The organism is Sulfurisoma sediminicola (assembly GCF_003865015.1).
Lineage (GTDB): Bacteria > Pseudomonadota > Gammaproteobacteria > Burkholderiales > Rhodocyclaceae > Sulfurisoma > Sulfurisoma sediminicola.
The window spans coordinates 1-21,335 of record NZ_BHVV01000004.1 but is presented as its reverse complement, the minus strand read 5'-3'; the positions used below and the strand labels follow the sequence as shown (position 1 = coordinate 21,335).

The 21,335-nt window shown below is 63.1% G+C and carries 17 protein-coding genes; 14 read left to right on the top strand and 3 right to left on the bottom strand.

Translation table 11 applies throughout. The features are described from left to right. Positions 1 to 116: 116 nt before the first annotated feature. The 3 genes from EJE94_RS08355 to EJE94_RS08345 all read left to right on the top strand — a co-directional run bounded on the left by EJE94_RS08355 (position 117) and on the right by EJE94_RS08345 (position 3,065). Positions 117 to 395: a YlcI/YnfO family protein gene (locus EJE94_RS08355; RefSeq protein WP_121243355.1), complete on the top strand. Its 279-nt coding sequence runs from the start codon at positions 117 to 119 to the stop codon at positions 393 to 395. Next, the gene (locus tag EJE94_RS08350) at positions 392 to 691 is read left to right on the top strand and encodes a type II toxin-antitoxin system RelE/ParE family toxin (protein WP_121243356.1); all 300 of its coding nucleotides are present in this window, start codon (positions 392 to 394) and stop codon (positions 689 to 691) included. The genes EJE94_RS08355 and EJE94_RS08350 overlap by 4 nt, the downstream gene beginning before the upstream one ends. A gap of 241 nt (positions 692 to 932) precedes the next feature. Next, positions 933 to 3,065 (top strand): peptidase domain-containing ABC transporter, encoded by a 2,133-nt coding sequence (locus tag EJE94_RS08345; protein WP_243642567.1) that lies wholly within the window; start codon positions 933 to 935, stop codon positions 3,063 to 3,065. 2 nt (positions 3,066 to 3,067) lie between these two features. Here EJE94_RS08345 and EJE94_RS08340 read toward each other — a convergent pair whose 3' ends face one another. Then, the gene (locus EJE94_RS08340) at positions 3,068 to 3,397 is read right to left on the bottom strand and encodes a BrnA antitoxin family protein (protein ID WP_121243358.1); all 330 of its coding nucleotides are present in this window, start codon (positions 3,395 to 3,397) and stop codon (positions 3,068 to 3,070) included. Next, complete coding sequence (locus EJE94_RS08335; RefSeq protein WP_243642566.1) at positions 3,357 to 3,650, bottom strand: BrnT family toxin; 294 nt, start codon at positions 3,648 to 3,650, stop codon at positions 3,357 to 3,359. Before EJE94_RS08335 ends, EJE94_RS08340 begins: the two co-directional genes overlap by 41 nt. A gap of 60 nt (positions 3,651 to 3,710) precedes the next feature. Between EJE94_RS08335 and EJE94_RS14735 the strand changes: the two genes are divergently transcribed. From EJE94_RS14735 to EJE94_RS08290, 10 genes are all read left to right on the top strand, one after another. After that, positions 3,711 to 4,250, top strand: a complete 540-nt coding sequence (locus EJE94_RS14735) for a hypothetical protein (protein WP_207855842.1) — start codon at positions 3,711 to 3,713, stop codon at positions 4,248 to 4,250. Between the two features lie 199 nt (positions 4,251 to 4,449). Next, positions 4,450 to 4,938, top strand: a complete 489-nt coding sequence (locus EJE94_RS14585) for a hypothetical protein (protein WP_147435845.1) — start codon at positions 4,450 to 4,452, stop codon at positions 4,936 to 4,938. A 779-nt stretch (positions 4,939 to 5,717) separates the two neighbouring features. Then, positions 5,718 to 7,457, top strand: coding sequence for a calcium-binding protein (locus EJE94_RS08325; protein WP_165904790.1), 1,740 nt, complete (start codon positions 5,718 to 5,720; stop codon positions 7,455 to 7,457). After that, positions 7,454 to 8,152, top strand: a complete 699-nt coding sequence (locus EJE94_RS08320) for a hypothetical protein (RefSeq protein ID WP_121243398.1) — start codon at positions 7,454 to 7,456, stop codon at positions 8,150 to 8,152. Before EJE94_RS08325 ends, EJE94_RS08320 begins: the two co-directional genes overlap by 4 nt. Positions 8,153 to 8,162: 10 nt before the next feature. After that, complete coding sequence (locus EJE94_RS08315) at positions 8,163 to 10,757, top strand: hypothetical protein (RefSeq protein WP_121243397.1); 2,595 nt, start codon at positions 8,163 to 8,165, stop codon at positions 10,755 to 10,757. Next, positions 10,754 to 11,464 (top strand): hypothetical protein, encoded by a 711-nt coding sequence (locus tag EJE94_RS08310; protein WP_121243396.1) that lies wholly within the window; start codon positions 10,754 to 10,756, stop codon positions 11,462 to 11,464. The genes EJE94_RS08315 and EJE94_RS08310 overlap by 4 nt, the downstream gene beginning before the upstream one ends. Positions 11,465 to 11,473: 9 nt before the next feature. Beyond that, positions 11,474 to 14,212, top strand: a complete 2,739-nt coding sequence (locus EJE94_RS08305; protein ID WP_121243395.1) for a hypothetical protein — start codon at positions 11,474 to 11,476, stop codon at positions 14,210 to 14,212. After that, positions 14,209 to 14,829 carry a hypothetical protein gene (locus tag EJE94_RS08300; protein ID WP_124962422.1) on the top strand — a complete coding sequence of 207 codons (621 nt, stop codon included), beginning with the start codon at positions 14,209 to 14,211 and terminating at the stop codon, positions 14,827 to 14,829. The genes EJE94_RS08305 and EJE94_RS08300 overlap by 4 nt, the downstream gene beginning before the upstream one ends. Further along, positions 14,826 to 18,155, top strand: coding sequence for a calcium-binding protein (locus EJE94_RS08295; RefSeq protein WP_124962421.1), 3,330 nt, complete (start codon positions 14,826 to 14,828; stop codon positions 18,153 to 18,155). The genes EJE94_RS08300 and EJE94_RS08295 overlap by 4 nt, the downstream gene beginning before the upstream one ends. Next, positions 18,155 to 18,757: a hypothetical protein gene (locus EJE94_RS08290; protein WP_121239458.1), complete on the top strand. Its 603-nt coding sequence runs from the start codon at positions 18,155 to 18,157 to the stop codon at positions 18,755 to 18,757. Before EJE94_RS08295 ends, EJE94_RS08290 begins: the two co-directional genes overlap by 1 nt. Positions 18,758 to 19,050: 293 nt before the next feature. Here the strand turns inward: EJE94_RS08290 and EJE94_RS14730 are convergent, their stop codons facing one another. After that, positions 19,051 to 19,557 carry a hypothetical protein gene (locus tag EJE94_RS14730; protein ID WP_207855840.1) on the bottom strand — a complete coding sequence of 169 codons (507 nt, stop codon included), beginning with the start codon at positions 19,555 to 19,557 and terminating at the stop codon, positions 19,051 to 19,053. A gap of 78 nt (positions 19,558 to 19,635) precedes the next feature. On the opposite strand from EJE94_RS14730, the gene EJE94_RS14950 reads away from it, so the two are divergent. Further along, positions 19,636 to 21,335: calcium-binding protein (locus EJE94_RS14950; protein WP_275540521.1), on the top strand; the 1,700-nt coding region annotated here is incomplete at its 3' end.

The following is a 21,335-nucleotide window of genomic DNA, read 5'->3' as shown; positions in this document are numbered from 1 at the left end:
TTTCTTTGGTACATCCGGAATCCAGTGCAGAAAGCTCCTGACCATATTCGTTCCGATTTGCATATCCCGTGAGACCCTGCCATACTGCATTGCAAATGCAACGCACTGGAGCCCCCATGAAAACCGCAACCATTCCCTCGCTGCGCGTCGATCCCGAACTGCGCCACGCCGCCGAAAGCGTGCTCCAGGATGGCGAAAGCCTTTCGAGCTTCGTCGAGCAATCGATTCGCTCCAATATCGAACACCGGCGCATGCAGAAGGAGTTCATCGCTCGTGGCCTGGCCGCGCGCGATGAAGCGCGCCGTACCGGCGAGTACTACTCTTCCGACGAGATCCGCGACGAGCTGGATGCCATGTTGCACGAGGCGACCGCTCGAGCCAACGTCTCTCGATGACCTTCCGCGTTCGCTACACCAAAGGCGCACGGGACGATTTGCGGCGGCTTTACGGCTTTTTGCTGGAGAAGGACATCGGCGCGGCAAGGCGCGCGCGCCACGCGATCGTCAAGGCGGTCGACTTTCTGAAGAACTTCCCGTTTTCCTGCCGCAAGGCAGATCCGGACAACCCCTTTCTTCGCGAGCTGGTGATCTCCTTCGGCTCGACCGGCTATGTCGCCTTGTTCGAGATCGAGGACCAGTCGACGGTGACCATCCTGGCGATACGGCACCAGCGCGAGGACGACTACCACTGATCGCTTGATTCGACAGTCGGCTCCGGTCCGCAGGCAAGCGTCTTTCGATCCCCCGCGCGTGCGACAAATCGCCGCCTATTACTTTCGCTCAATATACATCCGACATCGGCTCGGATAGCATCCTCCCCGTTGCCATTCCCGCATAAAAACACCGGCGAAACAGCCGCAGCGGATGGCGCCACGACAACAGCCGCGGGCCCTCCCGACCGGAGCCACGCGGCAGGTGCAGGGGACAAAGGCGTTGGACCAACACAGCTTCTCGCAGGAGCAGTTCGCCTGGATGCTGGGCGCTGCCTGCCATCTGCATCGCATTCCCTTCGACCCGCGCCTCGCGCTGCAGCAATTCCCGCCGCCTCACACCCTCGACGGCCTGCGCGCCGCCCTTGCCGCGCTGGGCCTGCGCGAAGGCCTCGCCGCCCTCTCCGCCGATGAACTCATCGACGCATTTGCCAACGGTGGCGGCCCCTGCTTCGTCGCCCTGAAGGGCGCCGAGGACGACACCGACTTCGCCCTGCTGCTGCGCTGCGACGGCAGTCGCGCGCTGCTGGTCCGGCCCGGCAGGATCGAACCCGAGGAAATCTCCTTCGTCGATCTCGAGCGCGACTACGCGGGCCTATGCCTGCAGTTCGCCCCCGAGCCCAAGTCGCTCAAGGACGATGACGCGACGGAGGCCGAAGACGCCGCCGCTGCCGCATCTCCAGACAAATTCGGTTTCCGCTGGTTCGTCCCCGAGCTGCTCAAGCACAAGGCCGTCTGGCGCGAGGTGCTGGCAGCCAGTCTCGCCATCCAGCTCGTCGGCCTGGCCACGCCGCTGTTCACCCAGGTCATCATCGACAAGGTGGTGGTGCACCAGACGCTGTCGACGCTGGCCGTGATCGGCATCGGCCTCTTCGTCTTCATGGTGTTCAACGCCGCCATGAGCTGGGTGCGGCAGTACCTGCTGCTGCACACCGGCAACCGCGTCGATGCCGTGCTCGGCACCCGCGTCTTCGAGCACCTGCTGGGGCTGTCGCCGCGCTACTTCGAGCACCGCCCCACCGGCGTGGTCGTCGCCCGCCTGCACGGCGTCGAGACCATCCGCGAGTTCGTCAGCGGCGCGGCGGTGAGCCTGCTGCTCGACCTGCCCTTCCTGTTCATCTTCCTCGCGGTGATGTTCTGGTACTCGTGGCAGCTCTCGCTCATCGCCGTCGTCCTGCTCGGCGCCGTCACCTTCCTCAGCGTGCTGGTCACCCCCGTGTTCCGCAGCCGCCTCAACCGCCAGTTCCTGGTCGGCGCGCGCAACCAGGCCTTCCTCACCGAATACGTCGCCGGCTTCGAGACGGTGAAGTCGCTGCAGATGGAACCCTTGTTGAAAACGCGCTACGGCGACTACGTGGCCGAATACCTCGCCGCCGCCTTCCGCACCCGGCAGCTCTCCAACACCTATTCCACCGCCGCCAACAGCCTCGAGCAGATGATGACCCTGGCCATCCTCTGCGTCGGCGCCTGGCTGGTGATGCAGAACGACGGCTTCACCGTCGGCATGCTGGTCGCCTTCCAGATGTTCGCCGGGCGGCTCTCGCAGCCGCTGCTGCGGCTCGTCGGCCTGTGGCAGGAATTCCAGCAGGCCGGCATCGCCGTCAAGCGCCTCGGCGACATCATGAACGCCCCGGTCGAGCCCGTCTCCCTCGTCCCCCAGCGCGGCCGCGCCGAGGCCGGGCAGGTCGACGTCGAAGGCATCAGTTTCCGCTACGGCCAGGACCGCCCCTTCCTCTACCGCGATCTCTCGCTCAGCCTCAAGCCCGGCCGCGTGCTGGCCCTGATGGGCCCTTCCGGCTCGGGCAAGAGCACCCTGGCCAAGCTGCTGCAGGGCTTCCACTTCCCCGAGGAAGGCCGCATCCTCGTAGACGGCCGCGACATCCGCCACCTGCCCGCCAACGAGCTGCGCGCCCCATTCGGCGTCGTGCCGCAGGAGACCATCCTCTTCTCCGGCACCCTTTACGACAACCTGATCCTCGCCAACCCCCACGCCACCTTCGAGCAGGCCGTGCAGGCCTGCCAGTGGGCCGAGATCCACGACACCATCGAGAAGCTGCCGCAGGGCTACCAGACGGAAGTGGGCGAACGCGGCGTCGGCCTATCCGGCGGGCAGAAGCAGCGCATCGCCATCGCAAGAGCCCTACTCAGACAACCGCGCGTCCTCATCTTCGACGAGGCCACGGCCAACCTCGACCCGCAGACCGCCGAACACTTCGCCAGGACCATCAACAAGCTCAAGGGCAAGGTGACCATGCTGTTCATCGCCCACCAGTTGCCGAAGGGCCTGCAGGTGGATGAGATGGTGACGCTCGGGGAGCATGGGGCGAAGGTGGCGGTGGTGAGGGAGGGCGAATGACCTCAGGCAGCCGCCTTCTTCAGCTCCTCGCGCAGGATGCGGCGCAGGTCGAGCTCGATGTGCTCGCCCTCGACGGCGCGGCGCAGGGTGTCGTTGATCAGCGTCTGGTAGCCGCGCTCGCCGGCCAGTGCCTTGAAGTGCTCGACGATGGGCACGTCGAGCATGATGTTGATGCGCTTCTTTTCCACGCGCGCCCGCACCGCCGCCTGCCAGTCGGCGCGAGCCACCTCCTTGCCGCCGACAACGAAGCGCGCCCGGTCGAAATCCTTCTGCCGCAGCTTCGGCGCCGCGTCAGAAGTAGCCGGCGTTTTGGAAGTAGAGGTCCGTTTCATCGCTGTCCGCCTTACTCATGGAAATGATTCGAATGCGATCGGGGGCTTCCACATGAACCACCACGACCACCAGCGCACCCAGCAGGCCGACGCTGATCAGGCGCTGTTCGCCATAGTCGGCCCGGTCATCCTCAAACAGCACCTTCGGCCCGGCAAACAGCCGCTCCGCGTCCGCGAAGTCCAGCCCGTGCTTCTTCAGGTTGCCCTTGCGCTTGGCTTCGTACCAAGTGAACCGCATGGGAACATTATGCATATTTTGATGTGTATTTCAACTCCCGGTACCGAGTGGCTCCTACTGGCGCAGCAGCAACCTGTGGGAAATCTGTGGGACGGGCGCTTCAAGTCCTGCGTGGCGCAGGCCGAAGCCTACCTGCTGGCCTGCATGCGCTGCATCGAGCTCAACCCGGTGCGGGCTGGAAACGACCGGTTCATCGGCACCGCGGGCGGCGCCTTCGTGAACCGCTACCAGGCCGGCCAGCTCGGCATCACCCTGCCCGGCGCCATGACGCCCCCGCCCGAACTCGCCCCCGCGGCCGTCGAGCCCGTGACCAGGACCAGCGCCTGGTACAACCAGGACCATGTCGTCATCGATGCCCGCGGCCTGCCCGCCATGGAAATCCGCGCACAGGGCGACTACGGCGAAGTCTGGGGCTCGGGGCGCCTGTACGGCAACGCTTCGGACAACTACCTGCACAACGGCGAAGGCGACGACGAACTCTACGGCGGCGACGGCGACGACGCATTGCAGGGCGGCGAGGGCAAGTGGAGAGCGATATCAAAAAGTCGGCAGTGGTGGAACGGCGATGCAACGTCAGTACGCATCAACGAGGTGTCATGGAGGGCGGCGGCATGAGCAGGCCCCGACGCATACACAAAGGTCGCACCGAATACCTCCAGACCATTTCACTGCGTCTACTGGCTTCCCGAATTACGAAAGGAGATCGACTGTGTATCTAATTGGCATTCTGATCTGGACATTGGTCTCTTGCGTAGTCGCGTGGCTGCTAGCGTATGGGCTCGCACGTCGCACAAAGGCACACTGGCCGCGATGGGTGACGACCGCGATTCTATTTCCCGTGGTGTTCATTGCACCGCTCGCCGATGAGATCGTCGGCAAGTACCAATTCGAGCGGCTATGCGAGGAAGCGAAGGAGGTCAAGATCTACGGGACGATTCCGGTTGGGGAAGAGCTATATACGCACGAGGGAAAGTGGCGATCAAGCGATACAGGAGACAACGACTTCCAGCTACAAGAGTTTCGAGAGTCTCTTGTCTTGTGGGATTCTGGGGGACCCTTTCCAAAAGAGATTTCGGCCGCAATTCCAATTCGAATGTACCAAACAAAACTCTACGAACGAAAGACCAAGCGATTGCTAGCCGAATGGAAGCAATTCAATACACCTGGCGGCTGGCTTAGTCAGTGGATACCTGGAGGACAAGCGACTTTCTTGACGACAGGGGAATGCATGCCAGAGATAGTTCAACAAAGCAAATTGCAGAAGATCCTTCTACCGTTCAAAAATGCAAGGACGAATGGGTAATGAACATCGAAATTCATGGCGCATTTCTGAATGCCGTTCTGGCCGACTCAAGCTATCAAACCAGTCTGATTAAAGGCGACACGGGAGACGTACTCAGTTCCAAGGTGAAAGTTATTCTTACTGACCGGCTTGCAACCTATGTTGGGACCAACTTTAGAGTAGTTGATCAATGGACGGACCCTAGTTCGTCAGGCTTCTCTGTAACGATATTCGAGGAAAAAGGTACAGGTCGGAAATACGTATCGTTCCGAGGTACTGAGAAGACAGATTCACGGGATTGGTTTACAGACGCTAATGCCTATGTTGGAAGCGGTCTGGCTCAGTCCCAGATTCTGGCAATGGTCAATTGGTACCTGCGGGCCAATGCCCCGCTGGGCATTCCGGTCGTTCAATACTCCGATGCTGGGGGCGGTGTCCTTCGCGATACCGGGCTGGGTTTAGGCGACGGCTCGCTATACAACGCCGGGCCCCTGATGGTCGACGGCCACAGCCTCGGCGGTCATCTCACTACGGTGTTTTCCCGGCTGTTCGGAAATCGAGTCCTAAATAGCTTCACTTATAACGGCTTGGGTGTCGGCCGTGTTTTTCCTGAGAGTTACATCAGCAATGTCGAGAACTCGCTTTCTCTCGGGGTCACGACCTGGCCAGACGCAGTCAAGCAGAAGAACTACTACGCCGAACATGGCATCAACGTCGCCACCACCGATGGTTGGCTGAGTCAGAAAGGGCAGCGTATCCCAGTCTTCAATGAAGAGGGGACCACTTTCCCGAATCACTCCATGTACAAGCTTACCGATGCCCTCGCCTTGGCGGATGTGATGGGCACTCTGGATGAGAATCTGAGTCTTGCATCCGTTACGGCGCTGTTGAATGCAGGTTCCGCTCAACCCGCCTCCTCTCTTGAAAATGTTCTTGACGGCCTGCGTAAGGTCTTTCTCAACCAAACCAACAGCACGCAGATCGGCGACGCCGGTGACGCTACCGCAGCCCGCACCGACTACCACACCAAGCTCGATGCCCTGCGCACCTATGCCGTAACCAATCCCAACCGTTATCGCTTCGAATCCCTTCTCTCCAAATCCGCCGCCACCCTCAAGACTCTCGCCATCGACGGCGACGGCACCGCCGGCAGCGCCCTCGCCTACCGCTACGCCCTGCGCGAACTCAACCCCTTCGCCATCCTCGGTGCCGACTACACCGCGCACAACGCCGACGGCGCCCTCGACCTCTACGACGAAGCCACGGGCACGGGCGAACTGAGCGCGCTCTGGCTCGCCGACCGCGCCGCCCTGCTCACCTGGCGACTGCGCGCCAACACCGACGACATCGCCCCCGTTGGCGGCACGATCCGCTTCGACGGTGCCAAGTACGGCGCCAAGGACACCCGTAACTGGGAATTCAGCGACCTCGGAACGGACGCCGCCGCTGGCCAGAAGATCCTTGTCCAAGGCAGCCTCATGGGTGGCACCAGCAAGATCGTCTTCGGCACCGACCAACGCGATGGCGAGATGGCCGGCGGCTCGGATGCCGACCGCCTCTACGGCAACCTCGGCGACGACACCATCCACGGCAACGCCGGCGGCGACACCCTCGAAGGCAACGGCGGCGACGACACGCTCTACGGCGACGCCGGCACCGACCTCCTGCTCGGCGGCACCGGCGACGACACCCTCGAAGGCGGCAAGGAAGCCGACGTCCTCAAAGGCGGGACGGGCAGCGACACCTACGTCCTCAAGTCCGGCGACGGCTGGGACACCATAGAAGACAGCGACGGCCTCGGCCGCATCACCTACGACGGCATCCAGCTCACCGGTGGCGAGAAGATCGCCGACCAGGTCTGGAAACAGACCGTCAATGGCCAGGCCTTCTATTTCATCCTCACCGACTGGACCGAGGACGGCCAGACCTTCAAGCGCCTGGCCATAGCCGGCACCGCGGGCGGCGCCTTCGTGAACCGCTACGAGGCCGGCCAGCTCGGCCTCACCCTGCCCGGCGCCATGACGCCCCCGCCCGAACTCGCGCCCGCCGCGGTCGAGCCCGTGACCAGGACCAGCGCCTGGTACAACCAGGATCACACCGTCATCGACGCCCGCGGCCTGCCCGCCATGGAAATCCGCGCACAGGGCGATTACGGCGAGGTCTGGGGCTCGGGGCGCCTTTACGGCAACGCTTCGGACAACTACCTGCACAACGGCGAAGGCGACGACGAACTCTACGGCTACGGCGGCCGCGACGTGCTGATCGCGACCGGCGGCGACGACAAGCTCCATGGCGGCGACGGCGACGACGCGCTGCAGGGCGGCACCGGCAACGACCTGCTCGAGGGCGGAGCCGGCGACGATGTCCTGGCCGGCGGTTTGGGCAGCGACCGGCTCATCGGCGGCGCCGATCTGATAATCGACTACTGCACGACTGGCCGGGTGGTGGTATTGAAAAGTCGGCGCTGGCGACACGCCGAATTACGGACATCGCGCCGCAGACACGCCATGAATTACACACTCTGGAGGCGCGCCGCATGACACCGCAAATTTCTATCGTCGGAATCGTCCTGGTCCTGCCGTTCTACTGGCTGGCTTTCCTCGGCTTGCGCAGACTGTGGCGGAAGACTGAAGGCTCCCCCCGACGGGGCGCTTTGCTGCTGCTCGCTCCCGTCCTGCTCGTGTTTCCCTTTGCCGACGAACTGTGGATTGCCTGGCACTTCGAGCGGGCCTGCAAGGAGGCGGGAGTTACGGTGTATCGAATGGTGGAGGCGGAGGGATACGTCGACGCGACCAATGTTGCGCAACGAGATGAGGACTTCGGTGGGCCGAGGCTGTATTACAGCGATCCGGACAGCCTTGTCCAATTTGACAAACGGGGGTACCTCTATCGCGAGAACCTGTACTCCGACGGAAGTGTCATGCACGTGGAACGACATCCGGACGGTGTTTATGTTTCAACGTTGAGGCAACCGCAATCCCGCTACCACTATCGCCGCGCCCACAAGGAGACCTGGGCACCCGCGGGATTTCAGATGGGTCGCAACGAAATGCAGGTCGTGGATAGTCAAACCGGCGAAGTGCTCGGCCGCGAGCTATGGTTCTCCCGCTGGCCTAGCTTCATCGAGGGACTGTGGATTCGCTTTTTGGGGAGCGGCCAAATCATCTGCTACGGGGAATCCGAGATGCGCAAAACTCTCTACGAGGCAATCCTGATTCCGAAGAAAGTCAATTGAGGAAATAGTCATGCCGAGCATTCTCGACTACTATCAGTATTCCCAACTCGCGACCGCTGCCTACATCGACCTGGATAAGGCCCCTCGCACGGACGGCGCGTACCTCGGCTCTACCATTTCCCTGTTTTCCCAAGGTCAAGGCCGCCTTCCAACACCGATTGCGAACCTCCTGTTTGACAAGGACTCCACGGACGCGAAGAAGGCGGGCGTCACATCCGTCTGGACCATCCCCACCAGCGCACTGGCGAACGGCAACTACAACGGCTACTACGGCAACGACGACACGGGATTCGCGGCGACGCTGTTCCAGAAGGACGGCCAGAAGGTGCTGGCGATTCGAGGCACCGAGCCGCCCGGGATCGACCTATTGGTAGCGGATATTGGCCAGATCGGCTACCTCGGCTTTGCGCTGAGCCAGACGGCTTCCATGATCAACCACATCCTCCGGCTGACGACCGCCGCGGATGACATGACGCGACAGTATGGTTGGGCATTTTCGACGACCCGGCCCGACCCTGCCACCTGTCCGAGCGTCCCGGTCAGTGGTGGCATTGGCTACATCTACCTGACGGACAAAGACCCGATGCGCGGGCTCGACTTGATCGGCCCGGGAGAGAAGATCACCGTCACCGGCCACAGCCTGGGCGGACATCTTGCCGTCATGGCGGCACGCCTGTTCCCGAATCTCGTGGACGCGGCCTATACCTACAACGCCCCGGGATTCGATCCGAGCAGTGCGGCGAATGCCTCTCTGGCGGCCTATTTCGGCGCCCTGGCCGTCAGCAACCCCGTCGCCGCCGCCGCCATCGTGGCAGCGGCCGCAGTCGGAGGCACTGTCGCGAACAGGCTGACCGAGCCCTTCGTCCAGCTGATGAAGAGCTACCTGCCCCAACAACCGGCGTCGAGCTTTGCCGGTCTGACGCTCCACAACCTGGACAGCGAGGACAGCGTGCCGGGCGACGACGCGAGTCTCGTCGCCGGGTACTTCACCAACGCCACGATCTACGGCGACAAGACCCTCGTCACGACCGAAGGCAACAGCCACCTGATCGAGCCGCTGACGGACAATTTCGCCGTCCATGCCTTGTTCTATCGCATGAACACGGCGCTCACAATTGCCGACACGAACCGAATCCTTGACGCGGCGTCGGCCAGACCCGAGGATACCGACGAAATCCTCGTCGATGCCCTCTACAAGCTGCTGGTCAATAGCGACTCCGCCAAGCGGCTTGTTCCCGACAACGTCACGAGCCTCGAAGAGAACGACCTTGGTCCCTTGATCGGCAAAGGTCGCATCGAGAAGCGACAGGCCTTTTATTCCGCCGTCCTCGAAATCGAAAACGCGCTCAAGAGCAAAACCGGCCTCACCCTCGTCTCCCTCGCCAACAAGTCTGCCGACGCCCTCAAAGGCCTGGCCGTCAACGGCGACACCGACGCCCCCGCCTACCGCTACGCCCTGCGCGAACTCAACCCCTTCGCCATCCTCGGCGACAACAGCCTCTACACCAAGTTCAACCAGAACGGAGAACTCGACCTCTTCAACGCCACCACCGGCCAGGGCGAACTCACCGAGGACTGGCTTTCCGACAGCGCCAAGTTCCTCCACTGGGCCAACATCGCCAACACCGCCGACAGCACCAGCCTCGACGGCACCCGATACGGCTACCGCGACACCCGCAACTGGCGCTACCGCGACGAGGCCCGCGACTACTCCGTCCTTATCCGCGGCCAGGGCTTTCCCGGCACCGCCCCCGAAAGCCAGGTCATCTTCGGCAAGGACGGCGCCGATCCTGACCTCAAGGGCGGCGACCAGGGCGACCGCATCCACGGCAACCTTGGCGACGACACCCTCCACGGCAACGGCGGCGGCGACACCCTCGAAGGCAACGGCGGCGACGACACGCTCTACGGCGATGCCGGCACCGACCTCCTGCTCGGCGGCACCGGCGACGACATCCTCGAAGGCGGCAAGGAAGCCGACATCCTCAAGGGCGGCCTCGGCAGCGACACCTACGTCCTCAAGTCCGGCGACGGCTGGGACACCATCGAAGACAGCGACGGCCTCGGCCGCATCACCTACGACGGCGTCCAACTCACCGGTGGCGAGAAGATCGCCGACCAGGTCTGGAAACAGACCGTCAATGGCCAGGCCTTCTATTTCATCCTCACCGACTGGACCGAGGACGGCCAGACCTTCAAGCGCCTGGCCATAGCCGGCACCGCGGGCGGCGCCTTCGTGAACCGCTACCAGGCCGGCACGCTCGGCCTCACCCTGCCCGGCGCCATGACGCCCCCGCCCGAACTCGCGCCCGCCGCGGTCGAGCCCGTGACCAGGACCAGCGCCTGGTACAACCAGGACCACACCGTCATCGATGCCCGCGGCCTGCCCGCCATGGAAATCCAGGCCGTCGGCGATTACGGCGAAGTCTGGGGCTCGGGGCGCCTGTACGGCAACGCTTCGGACAACTACCTGCACAACGGCGAAGGCGACGACGAACTCTACGGCTACGGCGCACGGGACACGCTGGCGGGAAAAAGTCGGCGCTGGCGGGACGGCAACATTCCATCCTTGAGCGCCCCTGCCACCCTCAGGAGAGCAGCATGATCATCAGCCCCATCGGAATCGTCCTGATCGCAATCTATTCGGCGATCGTCGTCGTTGTGCTCGCATTGCCGCTAAGGAAGCTCCTCGCGCGCTTCCGCTGGAAATGGGCGGCGATCGCGCCGCCGGTGGCGGTCTTGCTCGCCTTGCCGTGGGCCGAGGAGGCGTGGATCGCCTGGCACTTCAAGCAGGCCTGCACGGATGCGGGGGTGCATGTGGGGCGGAAAGTCGAGGTGGAGGGGTTCGTTGACGACACCAGCCGCACCCCTCGAAACCAGATCAGAAAGGGCAACTGGAATTTCGATGCAAAATCCCTTGCCGATTGGGATGCGCGAGGCTACCGGTATAAGGAGAACATGCTCACGGATGGTGGGGTCGTTCACTTGGAGCGGACACCCGAGGGTATCGTCGCCTCGATCCTCGACCAGCCCACCGCCCGTTACCACTACAAACATGCCTACCAGCCGACGCCTCACAAGATCGAAGAGCCCATCGGTTGGAGGTTGGAGAAGATCGAATGGCAAGTCGTCGATTCGGCGACTGGCGAAGTGCTCGGGCGAAACACGCTGATCAAGCGCCGTGCAAGCACTGTCGAAAGGCTCTGGATCCGACTGCTCGGCAGCGATCTGACGATATGCCCCGATCCCGACAGTGGCCCGAAGCAGCAACCGTTCCTCGAAGCAGTCCTCGTGCCCGCCATCAAGCGATAGGAGCCCCTTGTGCCCACCATTCTCGACTACTACGAATTCGCCAAACTTTCGACGGCCGCCTATGTCAATCTTAAAGAATTTACAGGGGGCATGATTGCAGCGGCGGCCAACTCCCAAGAGCGCCTTCCCATCAAGCTCGCCGAGCAGATGTTCGATCCGGAGAACAGCGGCGGCCAGGCCGTCTGGACCGTCCGTCCCGCCGGCTATCACGGCAACGACGCCACTGGTTTCGCCGCGACCTTGTTCGAGCGCGCCGGACAGAAGGTACTCGCCATCCGGGGTACCGAGCCGACGGCGGGATCCGGCATCGACCTCTTTCAGGCGGACCTTGCCGGCATCGGCATCGTCGGCCTGGCGATCACCCAGGCCGTCGAGCTGGTCAACTTCATCCGCGAACTCACGACGCCCGCCGGGCAGGATTTCCAGCGGCTAGACCTGCATGCGGACCTCACGGTACCGTCGGTGCCCAGCGTACGCGCCGCCGGCAAACTACCCGGGCAATCGGTCTATTTCTACTTCACGACCGAACAACGGAAAGGCTCCGGGCTGATCGGCGAGAACGAAAGGATTGTGGTCACGGGCCACTCGTTGGGCGGCCACCTTGCTGCCCTCGCGACGCGGCTCTTCCCGTCGCTCGTCACCGACGCCTATATCTACAATGCCCCCGGTTTCGACCCTTCGTCAGTCAATCTCGCCGGCGTCGTAATACCCGGCTTGAGCACCGGCTTGCTCGAGCACCTCGCCTTCGGTGTTGGCCCCGAAGTGCTTCTGATGTCGGGCAGCGCGCAAAAGCTCACCGACGAATTCGCCAATCTCTTCAACCGCCACCTGGGTTTCGGCGCTGCCGACACCTTTGCCGAAGTCGGGTCGCGCATCCACAACCTCGAAAGCGAGAACCTCGCGCCCGGGGACGACTGGAGTGCCGTCGCCGGCACCTTCACCAACGCAGGGGCCCTGCCGAAGGAAACCCCCATCGCCACGGAGCGCAACAGCCATCTCATCGAGCCATTGATGGACAGCCTGGCGATGCACGCCTTGCTCTATCGGCTCGATCGTACGCTGACGCTGCGGGACATCACCCGCTATTACGAAGCCGCGTCCGTCCAAATCGGCGACACCCTGGAAAAGCTTACTTTGGCGCTACACAAGGCGATCGTCGGCGGAAGTTCGCCAACGGTAACCACCGTGGATATACCGGAGGCAGGCACGCCATGGGCGCCCAATCTTTGGTCGCTCGATGCCGGCGACATCAACGGTCGGCGCGAATACTACGCGGCGATCGGCGCAATAGAGAACGCCCTCAAAGACAAATCCGGCCTCACCCTCGTTTCCCTCCTCGGCAAATCCGCCGACGCCCTCAAAGGCCTCGCCGTCAACGGCGACACCGACAACCTCGCCTACCGCTACGCCCTGCGCGAACTCAACCCCTTCGCCGTTCTCGGCGACAACAGCCTCTACACCAAGTTCAACCAGAACGGAGAACTCGACCTCTACAACGCCACCACCGGCCATGGCGAACTCACCGACGACTGGCTTTCCGACCGCGCCAAGTTCCTTCACTGGGCCAACATCGCCAACACTACCGACAAGACCGTCCTGTTCGGACCGACCTACGGCTACGGCGACTTCCGCAACTGGAGCTATCGCGACGAAGCCAGGGGCGTCACCCTCCACATCGCCGGGCAGAGAAACGGCTTCCCCAGCAGCGATCCGGAAAACCAGGTCATCTTCGGCAAGGACAGCGCCGATCCTGACCTCAAGGGCGGCGACCAGGGCGACCGCCTCTACGGCAACCTCGGCGACGACACCATCCACGGCAACGGCGGCGGCGACACCCTCGAAGGCAACGGCGGCGACGACACGCTCTACGGCGACGCCGGCACGGACCTCCTGATCGGTGGCACCGGCGACGACACCCTCGAAGGCGGCAAGGAAGCCGACATCCTCAGGGGCGGCCTCGGCAGCGACACCTACGTCCTCAAGTCCGGCGACGGCTGGGACACCCTCGAAGACAGCGACGGCCTCGGCCGCATCACCTACGACGGCGTCCATCTCACCGGTGGCGAAAAAATCGCCGACCAGGTCTGGAAGCAGACCGTCAATGGCCAGGCCTTCTATTTCATCCTCACCGACTGGACCGAGGACGGCCAGACCTTCAAGCGCCTGGCCATAGCCGGCACCGCGGGCGGCGCCTTCGTGAACCGTTACCAGGCCGGCCAGCTCGGCATCACCCTGCCCGGCGCCATGACGCCCCCGCCCGAACTCGCCCCCGCGGCGGTCGAGCCCGTGACCAGGACCAGCGCCTGGTACAACCAGGACCACACCGTCATCGATGCCCGCGGCCTGCCCGCCATGGAAATCCGCGCACAGGGCGACTACGGCGAGGTCTGGGGCTCGGGGCGCCTGTACGGCAACGCTTCGGACAACTACCTGCACAACGGCGAAGGCGACGACGAGCTCTACGGCTACGGCGGCCGCGACGTGCTGATCGCCACGGGCGGCGACGACAAGCTCTATGGCGGCGACGGCGACGACGCATTGCAGGGCGGCGACGACGATGACGAGGGCTCCGGCGGCAACGACACGGCAATCCTAGCGGGCCTACGTAATGTTCGTTTCATGGATCAATTGGAGACGGACATCATCTTTAGACGGCGTTGGCGCATCCGCAGCCGAGAAAGTCGGCGCCGGCGTGACGGATACACATTACGTCGGGCAGGCTATCGGACTGAATGGAGGCATGCATGATCGGATTGTTGATTCTCGGCACCGCGGCGATCCTGTTGGCCGCCTACATCTGGCTACTGCGAGCAACTGCACGAACGGTCAAGCGCCGCACTGGATCGAACCGCTGGGCGGTGATGGCCGTGGTAGGCATCCTGGTGCTCACTTTCGGCGATACCGTTTTCAATCGCTGGTATCACAAGGAGGTGTTATGCAAGCGCGATGACGTGGGTGCGAAGGTATTTGAAACGGTGGAGGTGCCCGAGGAGAGCTGGAATCGGAATTTCCGTCGCGCAGAGATTAGTGACCGGAATACACGCCAAACGCCCTTTCTCCGACGCTACGCGGTCATCGAAGCGTACACATCAGGCGGCTGGTATCCGCTAACTCGCTATCAGCGCTACGAATATGCCATTGTCGATATCAAGACCGAAAGGCTTTTGGGTCGCTTCGCCAATTACGAGCCGGCTGGCGGCCTGTGGTGGACGCTCCCGCTCGGATTGTTCGGCGAGAACACACTCATAGGCTGGCTTTCAAGCCGGGGGCGTTCGTCCGGCTGTTTTGACAATCCGAATAAGCCTGGCCCATTGGATGTGATTCACGGTGCGTTCATGCTTTCAAAGAATGGAGACGCAAAATGAGTTCTTCCTTCCAAGCGTATTACGACGGTGCCGAATTGGCTCTGGCCGCGTACTCCGACTTCAGCACGGTGGACAGAGGATCGGATGGAGCACTCGATCCAATCGGGGTCACGAAGGCCCTTACCAAACTCGACAACCCGCTCCTTCCCTGGTCCGAAAGGACCTCCGACTTCTCCGCGACCGAAGCACAGAAATTCATCGAGCGTTTCGACGCCCTCGATCAATACACCACCGACCCGACGACCAACGGATTCTCCGCGACGCTGTTCCGCGAAAGGGCCACCGGTAAGCTCTACTTCGTCAACCGCGGCACTTCGGGGGCTGATGCGGGCGATCTCGTTACTGACGCCGTGCTGGCAATCGGCGGCAAGCCGATGAACCAAATTCTCAGCATGGTCAATTACCTTCTGCGACTCCAGGCCGGAAAGGGCGACGTGGCGCAGCAGGTTGCTGTTGGTGTTGGCGACGGCGCCCAAGCATTCCGGTATTACTGGGGTGAGCCAGTGCAGGGCGTTGGGCCGGGTATTGGCGGAACCGCCGTCACTGTTGCCGGTCATTCACTGGGTGGTTATCTCAGCACCATTTTCGGCTATGTGTTCGGCGGCGCGACGTCCGCCGTCGCTACCTTCAATGCACCCGGCTCGTGGGGCGTCGAGGGAACGCTTCGCACGCTTGCCCAGTTCTTGGGAAATGCGGATCCATCCTACGCCGAGAACCGGCAGACCAATTTGATCGGTGACTATCTTGTCTCCAGCGTGCCAGGCCATCGTGGCACCGACATCCGTATTTTCGAGGAGGGCAATGCCCACAGCCAGAAGGTCGTGACCGACTCGCTTGCCATGATGAATCTGATGGCGTTGCTTGATCCTGGCTTAGGGACAACGGCCATGACGAACATCATGAGGGCCGCCAGTGTGATCGATGGCAGTTCCATTGAACAGACGCTCGACGCTCTGCGCCGGATGGTTCTTGGTAATGGAACCGCGCCGACGAAAGTACTGCCGGTAGCCGATTCTCAAACAAGCCGCGAGGCGCTTTATGCCAATCTCTATGGCCTTACGAGTTCCCCGCTGTTCGTGGCCGTTAAAGGACGAAATGGCTGTGTCATCGATCTTTCGAACAAACCCGCCGACACCCTTAGGTCCCTCGCCTTGACCGGCGACGGCACCGCCGGCAGCGCCCTCGCCTACCGCTACGCCCTGCGCGAACTCAACCCCTTCGCCATCCTCGGTGCCGACTACACCGCGCACAACGCCGACGGCGCCCTCGACCTCTACGACGAAGCCACGGGCACGGGCGAACTGAGCGCGCTCTGGCTCGCCGACCGCGCCGCCCTGCTCACCTGGCGACTGCGCGCCAACACCGACGACATCGCCCCCGTTGGCGGCACGATCCGCTTCGACGGTGCCAAGTACGGCGCCAAGGACACCCGTAACTGGGAATTCAGCGACCTCGGAACGGACGCCGCCGCTGGCCAGAAGATCCTTGTCCAAGGCAGCCTCATGGGTGGCACCAGCAAGATCGTCTTCGGCACCGACCAACGCGATGGCGAGATGGCCGGCGGCTCGGATGCCGACCGCCTCTACGGCAACCTCGGCGACGACACCCCCCACGGCAACGGCGGCGGCGACACCCTCGAAGGCAACGCCGGACAGGACAAGCTATTCGGCGACGCCGGCGCTGACACCCTTGTTGGCGGAACCGGAAACGACGAACTCACCGGCGGCAAGGACACCGACACCCTCCTGGGCGGTGCAGGTACCGACACCTACATCTTCACCTCCGGCGACGGCTGGGACTGGATCGACGACAGCGATGGAACGGGCAGCATCCAGTACGACGGCGTGACGCTGGGCACAGCCATCACGAAGCAATCCACCAACGTCTGGCGGCAGACCGTCGATGGCAAGACCTTCACCTACAGCCTATATGACTGGACCGAAGACAACCAGACCTTCAAGGTGCTGTCCATCGTCGGCGGCAGCACCACGGGTGGGGGCATGTGGGTCAAGCGCTGGCAGAACGGCCAGCTCGGCATCACCCTGCCCGGCGCCATGACGCCCCCGCCCGAACTCGCGCCCGCCGCGGTCGAGCCCGTGACCAGGACCAGCGCCTGGTACAACCAGGACCACACCGTCATCGATGCCCGCGGCCTGCCCGCCATGGAAATCCGCGCACAGGGCGACTACGGCGAAGTCTGGGGCTCGGGGCGCCTGTACGGCAACGCTTCGGACAACTACCTGCACAACGGCGACGGCGACGACGAGCTCTACGGCTACGGCGGCCGCGACGTGCTGATCGCCACCGGCGGCGACGACAAGCTCCATGGCGGCGACGGCGACGACGCGCTGCAGGGCGGCGATGGCAACGATCTGCTCGAGGGCGAGGCCGGCGACGATGTCCTGGCCGGCGGTTTGGGCAGCGACGTGCTCGATGGCGGCGACGGCGACGACTACCTCAATGGCGCATCGGCTCTCGAAGCGCTGCGCCCAGATTGGAGCGTCGTCAAGCAAGACCACCTGCGGGTCTTCCAGGGCTTCACCGGCCTGGGCGACTTGCCCGGCGATGGCGCCAACGTGCTGCGGGGCGGCGCGGGCAACGACCGGCTCATCGGCGGCGATGGCGCCGACCTGCTCGACGGCGGCGATGACGACGACAGCCTGGTCGCCGGTGCCGGAGCGGACAAGCTGCTGGGCGGCGCGGGCGCCGACCGGTTGTTCGGCGATGGTGTCCCCGGCCTGCCGGCCGATCACGGCAACGACATCCTCGACGGCGGCGACGGCGCCGACACCCTCTATGGTGAGGGCGGGGCGGACGAACTCTACGGCGGTGCCGGCGACGACCTGCTCGTCGGGGACGCCGATACCGTCCCGATCGAATACCAGGGCGCAGACACGCTCTTCGGCGGCGATGGGGCCGATACGCTCTACGGCTACGGCAAGAACGACACCCTCTTCGGTGGCGCGGGCAACGACATCCTCGAGGGCGACTCAAGCACCGTGGCCTACGCCGACCATGGCAACGACACGCTTTTCGGCGAGGATGGCGACGACTCTCTCCAGGGCGATGGCGGCTCGGACATCCTCTTCGGCGGCAGCGGAGCCGACCGACTCTTCGGCGACACCGACGATACGCCCGTGGCCAACCAGGGGGCGGACTGGCTCGATGGATCGGACACTGGGTTCATGGGTGCGATAGGACTGGAATCGAGAGAAAGAAAAAGTCGGCGCTGGCAGGACGGTGATGGGATGGGGCAAATGCATCGGCCGAGCACCAGCGCCGACTTCTGCGCGGCGAATGATTCAACTGAAAGGAAGGTGGCGTAATGGGCCTCGTCGTATTTGGTGCGATGGCGTTGTATTTCCTGCTTTCAATTGCGGTGGTGATCGGCGCAATCGTGCACGCACGCAAGCGCGGCAGGAGCGCGGCCCACTGGGGAAGCGGCGCGGCGCTGGTGATGTACATGCTGGTTTTCTGGGATCACATTCCGACCGTCGTGGCACACAGGTACTACTGCGAGAAAGACGCAGGGTTCTGGGTCTACGAGACACTGGATCAGTGGAAGAAAGAGAACCCAGGGGTGATGGAGACGCTGGTGGCGAACAAGGAAGCCCCCTCCCGCGATGAGATGTTCGATGGCGGGCGTGGTACGACTACTACTTATTTTATAAACGACCGGTTTAACTGGCTCGTCAGAGTCAACGGACCGTCCTTTCCAAATCGGTGGCGGCATGAGCAAGAAGTGGTCGATGGCAAGACTGGGGAAGTCTTGGCCCGTTACATCGATTTCTCCACAGCACAGGGTGCATATGGCGCCGGCTGGTACGGCTGGAAGTTCTGGTTGCGAAGTGGACATTGCAGCGGTGGGGAGCGGAACGATAGCCGTATGTGGCAATTTACGAAACAATTCAAAGGAATCGAGAAATGAGCACGATCCAAGACCTGTTTCAACAAGCCCAACTGGCCGAAGCCGCCTACGCCAACCTTTGGGATGCCGATCTGAAACAGCCAATTTCAGACAACGAGAAATTAATCGCCGCCCTGCGTGGCCCAGAAAATAAAGACTTCTCCGATTCCCAAGCTCGCGCCTTCGTCCTCGACTGGCAAGTCATCGACCATCTTCCCGACACTGCGGCAGGCTTCTCCGCAACGATATTCAAGAATCGGCACACGGGCGCCTATCACCTGGCGATACGTGGCTCCACGGATTTTCCTGATTTCTCAGCCGATGCCGCGCTGATTGCAACCGATGGCATTGCAGTGCGCCAGCTTGTCGATCTTTACAATTTCTGGCAGCGCGCTACGACAGCTGAAGGTCAAACCTATGCAGTCGGGCGCCTTGTCCCTTACGACAGTTTCGGCGACCTGCCACTCGGCGCGATTCCGATCGACAACTACCCCTTCGGTATCGTCATGGGGGATTCCTCGGCACAACCTGCCGAGCTGCGACTTGCCACAGGCAAGATTCCCGCGGGATTGGGTACAGTCAACGTGGCTGGGCACAGCTTGGGCGGCCATCTGGCGATGGCCTTTACCCGACTCTTTCCCGGCATCGCTTCGAACGCCGCGGCCGTGAATGGCCTTGGTTTCAAGATCGGCAATAGCACGGTCGACAGTCTGTTCGCGGCCCTCGGCGGCGCGGCCTCTTTCACGTCTTCGCGTATCCAGAACGTCTACGGCATTGGCGGCCGGGAGTTCGCTGCCATGAACAACGGCATGCTCCAGCAACCCGGTGGCTGGAATGGCATTTACATTGAGGATGATTCATTCCTGCTACCAATGTTTCGGTCGCACAGTTCATCCCAGATGACCGACTCGCTCGCCATCTACAACCTCCTGGCTACGCTCGACGCCAACCTGAACGGTGCTGGCGCGTCAGGTTTGTACCGCATCACACCTCTGCTCGAGGCCTCGGCCAATGTTGCCGACCGCACCCTGGAGAACATGGTCAATGCGCTGGGCAACCTGTTCAAGGCTGGCACCACGATAACCTCCGCCCAGACCGACCAGCGCGAAGCCTTGTACGCCCGCATCAAGGCCATTCAGGACAACCAACTCTTCACCCAATCCGCCGGCCTCGTCAGCGTCCGCGACCTCACGCAATTCAGCAGTACCCAGATCGCCTCCATCGCCCAGAACAACCTCGCCTACCGCTACGCCCTGCGCGAACTCAACCCCTTCGCCATCCTCGGTGCCGACTACACCGCGCACAACGCCGACGGCGCCCTCGACCTCTACGACGAAGCCACGGGCACGGGCGAACTGAGCGCGCTCTGGCTCGCCGACCGCGCCGCCCTGCTCACCTGGCGACTGCGCGCCAACACCGACGACATCGCCCCCGTTGGCGGCACGATCCGCTTCGACGGTGCCAAGTACGGCTCCAAGGACACCCGTAACTGGGAATTCAGCGACCTCGGAACGGACGCCGCCGCTGGCCAGAAGATCCTTGTCCAAGGCAGCCTCATGGGTGGCACCAGCAAGATCGTCTTCGGCACCGACCAACGCGATGGCGAGATGGCCGGCGGCTCGGATGCCGACCGCCTCTACGGCAACCTCGGCGACGACACCATCCACGGCAACGGCGGCGGCGACACCCTCGAAGGCAACGCCGGACAGGACAAGCTATTCGGCGACGCCGGCGCTGACACCCTTGTTGGCGGAACCGGAAACGACGAACTCACCGGCGGCAAGGACACCGACACCCTCCTGGGCGGTGCAGGTACCGACACCTACATCTTCACCTCCGGCGACGGCTGGGACTGGATCGACGACAGCGATGGAACGGGCAGCATCCAGTACGACGGCGTGACGCTGGGCACAGCCATCACGAAGCAATCCACCAACGTCTGGCGGCAGACCGTCGATGGCAAGACCTTCACCTACAGCCTATATGACTGGACCGAAGACAACCAGACCTTCAAGGTGCTGTCCATCGTCGGCGGCAGCACCACGGGTGGGGGCATGTGGGTCAAGCGCTGGCAGAACGGCCAGCTCGGCATCACCCTGCCCGGCGCCATGACGCCCCCGCCCGAACTCGCGCCCGCCGCGGTCGAGCCCGTGACCAGGACCAGCGCCTGGTACAACCAGGACCACACCGTCATCGATGCCCGCGGCCTGCCCGCCATGGAAATCCGCGCACAGGGCGACTACGGCGAAGTCTGGGGCTCGGGGCGCCTGTACGGCAACGCTTCGGACAACTACCTGCACAACGGCGACGGCGACGACGAGCTCTACGGCTACGGCGGCCGCGACGTGCTGATCGCCACCGGCGGCGACGACAAGCTCCATGGCGGCGACGGCGACGACGCGCTGCAGGGCGGCGATGGCAACGATCTGCTCGAGGGCGAGGCCGGCGACGATGTCCTGGCCGGCGGTTTGGGCAGCGACGTGCTCGATGGCGGCGACGGCGACGACTACCTCAATGGCGCATCGGCTCTCGAAGCGCTGCGCCCAGATTGGAGCGTCGTCAAGCAAGACCACCTGCGGGTCTTCCAGGGCTTCACCGG

What these genes read in the sequence shown, in the direction of transcription:
- EJE94_RS08350 (WP_121243356.1), top strand. Translation starts at nt 392, where the DNA reads ATGACCTTCCGCGTTCGCTACACCAAAGGCGCACGGGACGATTTGCGG.
- EJE94_RS08335 (WP_243642566.1), bottom strand. Translation starts at nt 3,650, where the DNA reads ATGCATAATGTTCCCATGCGGTTCACTTGGTACGAAGCCAAGCGCAAG.
- EJE94_RS08310 (WP_121243396.1), top strand. Translation starts at nt 10,754, where the DNA reads ATGATCATCAGCCCCATCGGAATCGTCCTGATCGCAATCTATTCGGCG.
- EJE94_RS08325 (WP_165904790.1), top strand. Translation starts at nt 5,718, where the DNA reads ATGTACAAGCTTACCGATGCCCTCGCCTTGGCGGATGTGATGGGCACT.
- EJE94_RS08320 (WP_121243398.1), top strand. Translation starts at nt 7,454, where the DNA reads ATGACACCGCAAATTTCTATCGTCGGAATCGTCCTGGTCCTGCCGTTC.
- EJE94_RS08300 (WP_124962422.1), top strand. Translation starts at nt 14,209, where the DNA reads ATGATCGGATTGTTGATTCTCGGCACCGCGGCGATCCTGTTGGCCGCC.
- EJE94_RS08340 (WP_121243358.1), bottom strand. Translation starts at nt 3,397, where the DNA reads ATGAAACGGACCTCTACTTCCAAAACGCCGGCTACTTCTGACGCGGCG.
- EJE94_RS08290 (WP_121239458.1), top strand. Translation starts at nt 18,155, where the DNA reads ATGGGCCTCGTCGTATTTGGTGCGATGGCGTTGTATTTCCTGCTTTCA.
- EJE94_RS08315 (WP_121243397.1), top strand. Translation starts at nt 8,163, where the DNA reads ATGCCGAGCATTCTCGACTACTATCAGTATTCCCAACTCGCGACCGCT.
- EJE94_RS08295 (WP_124962421.1), top strand. Translation starts at nt 14,826, where the DNA reads ATGAGTTCTTCCTTCCAAGCGTATTACGACGGTGCCGAATTGGCTCTG.
- EJE94_RS08355 (WP_121243355.1), top strand. Translation starts at nt 117, where the DNA reads ATGAAAACCGCAACCATTCCCTCGCTGCGCGTCGATCCCGAACTGCGC.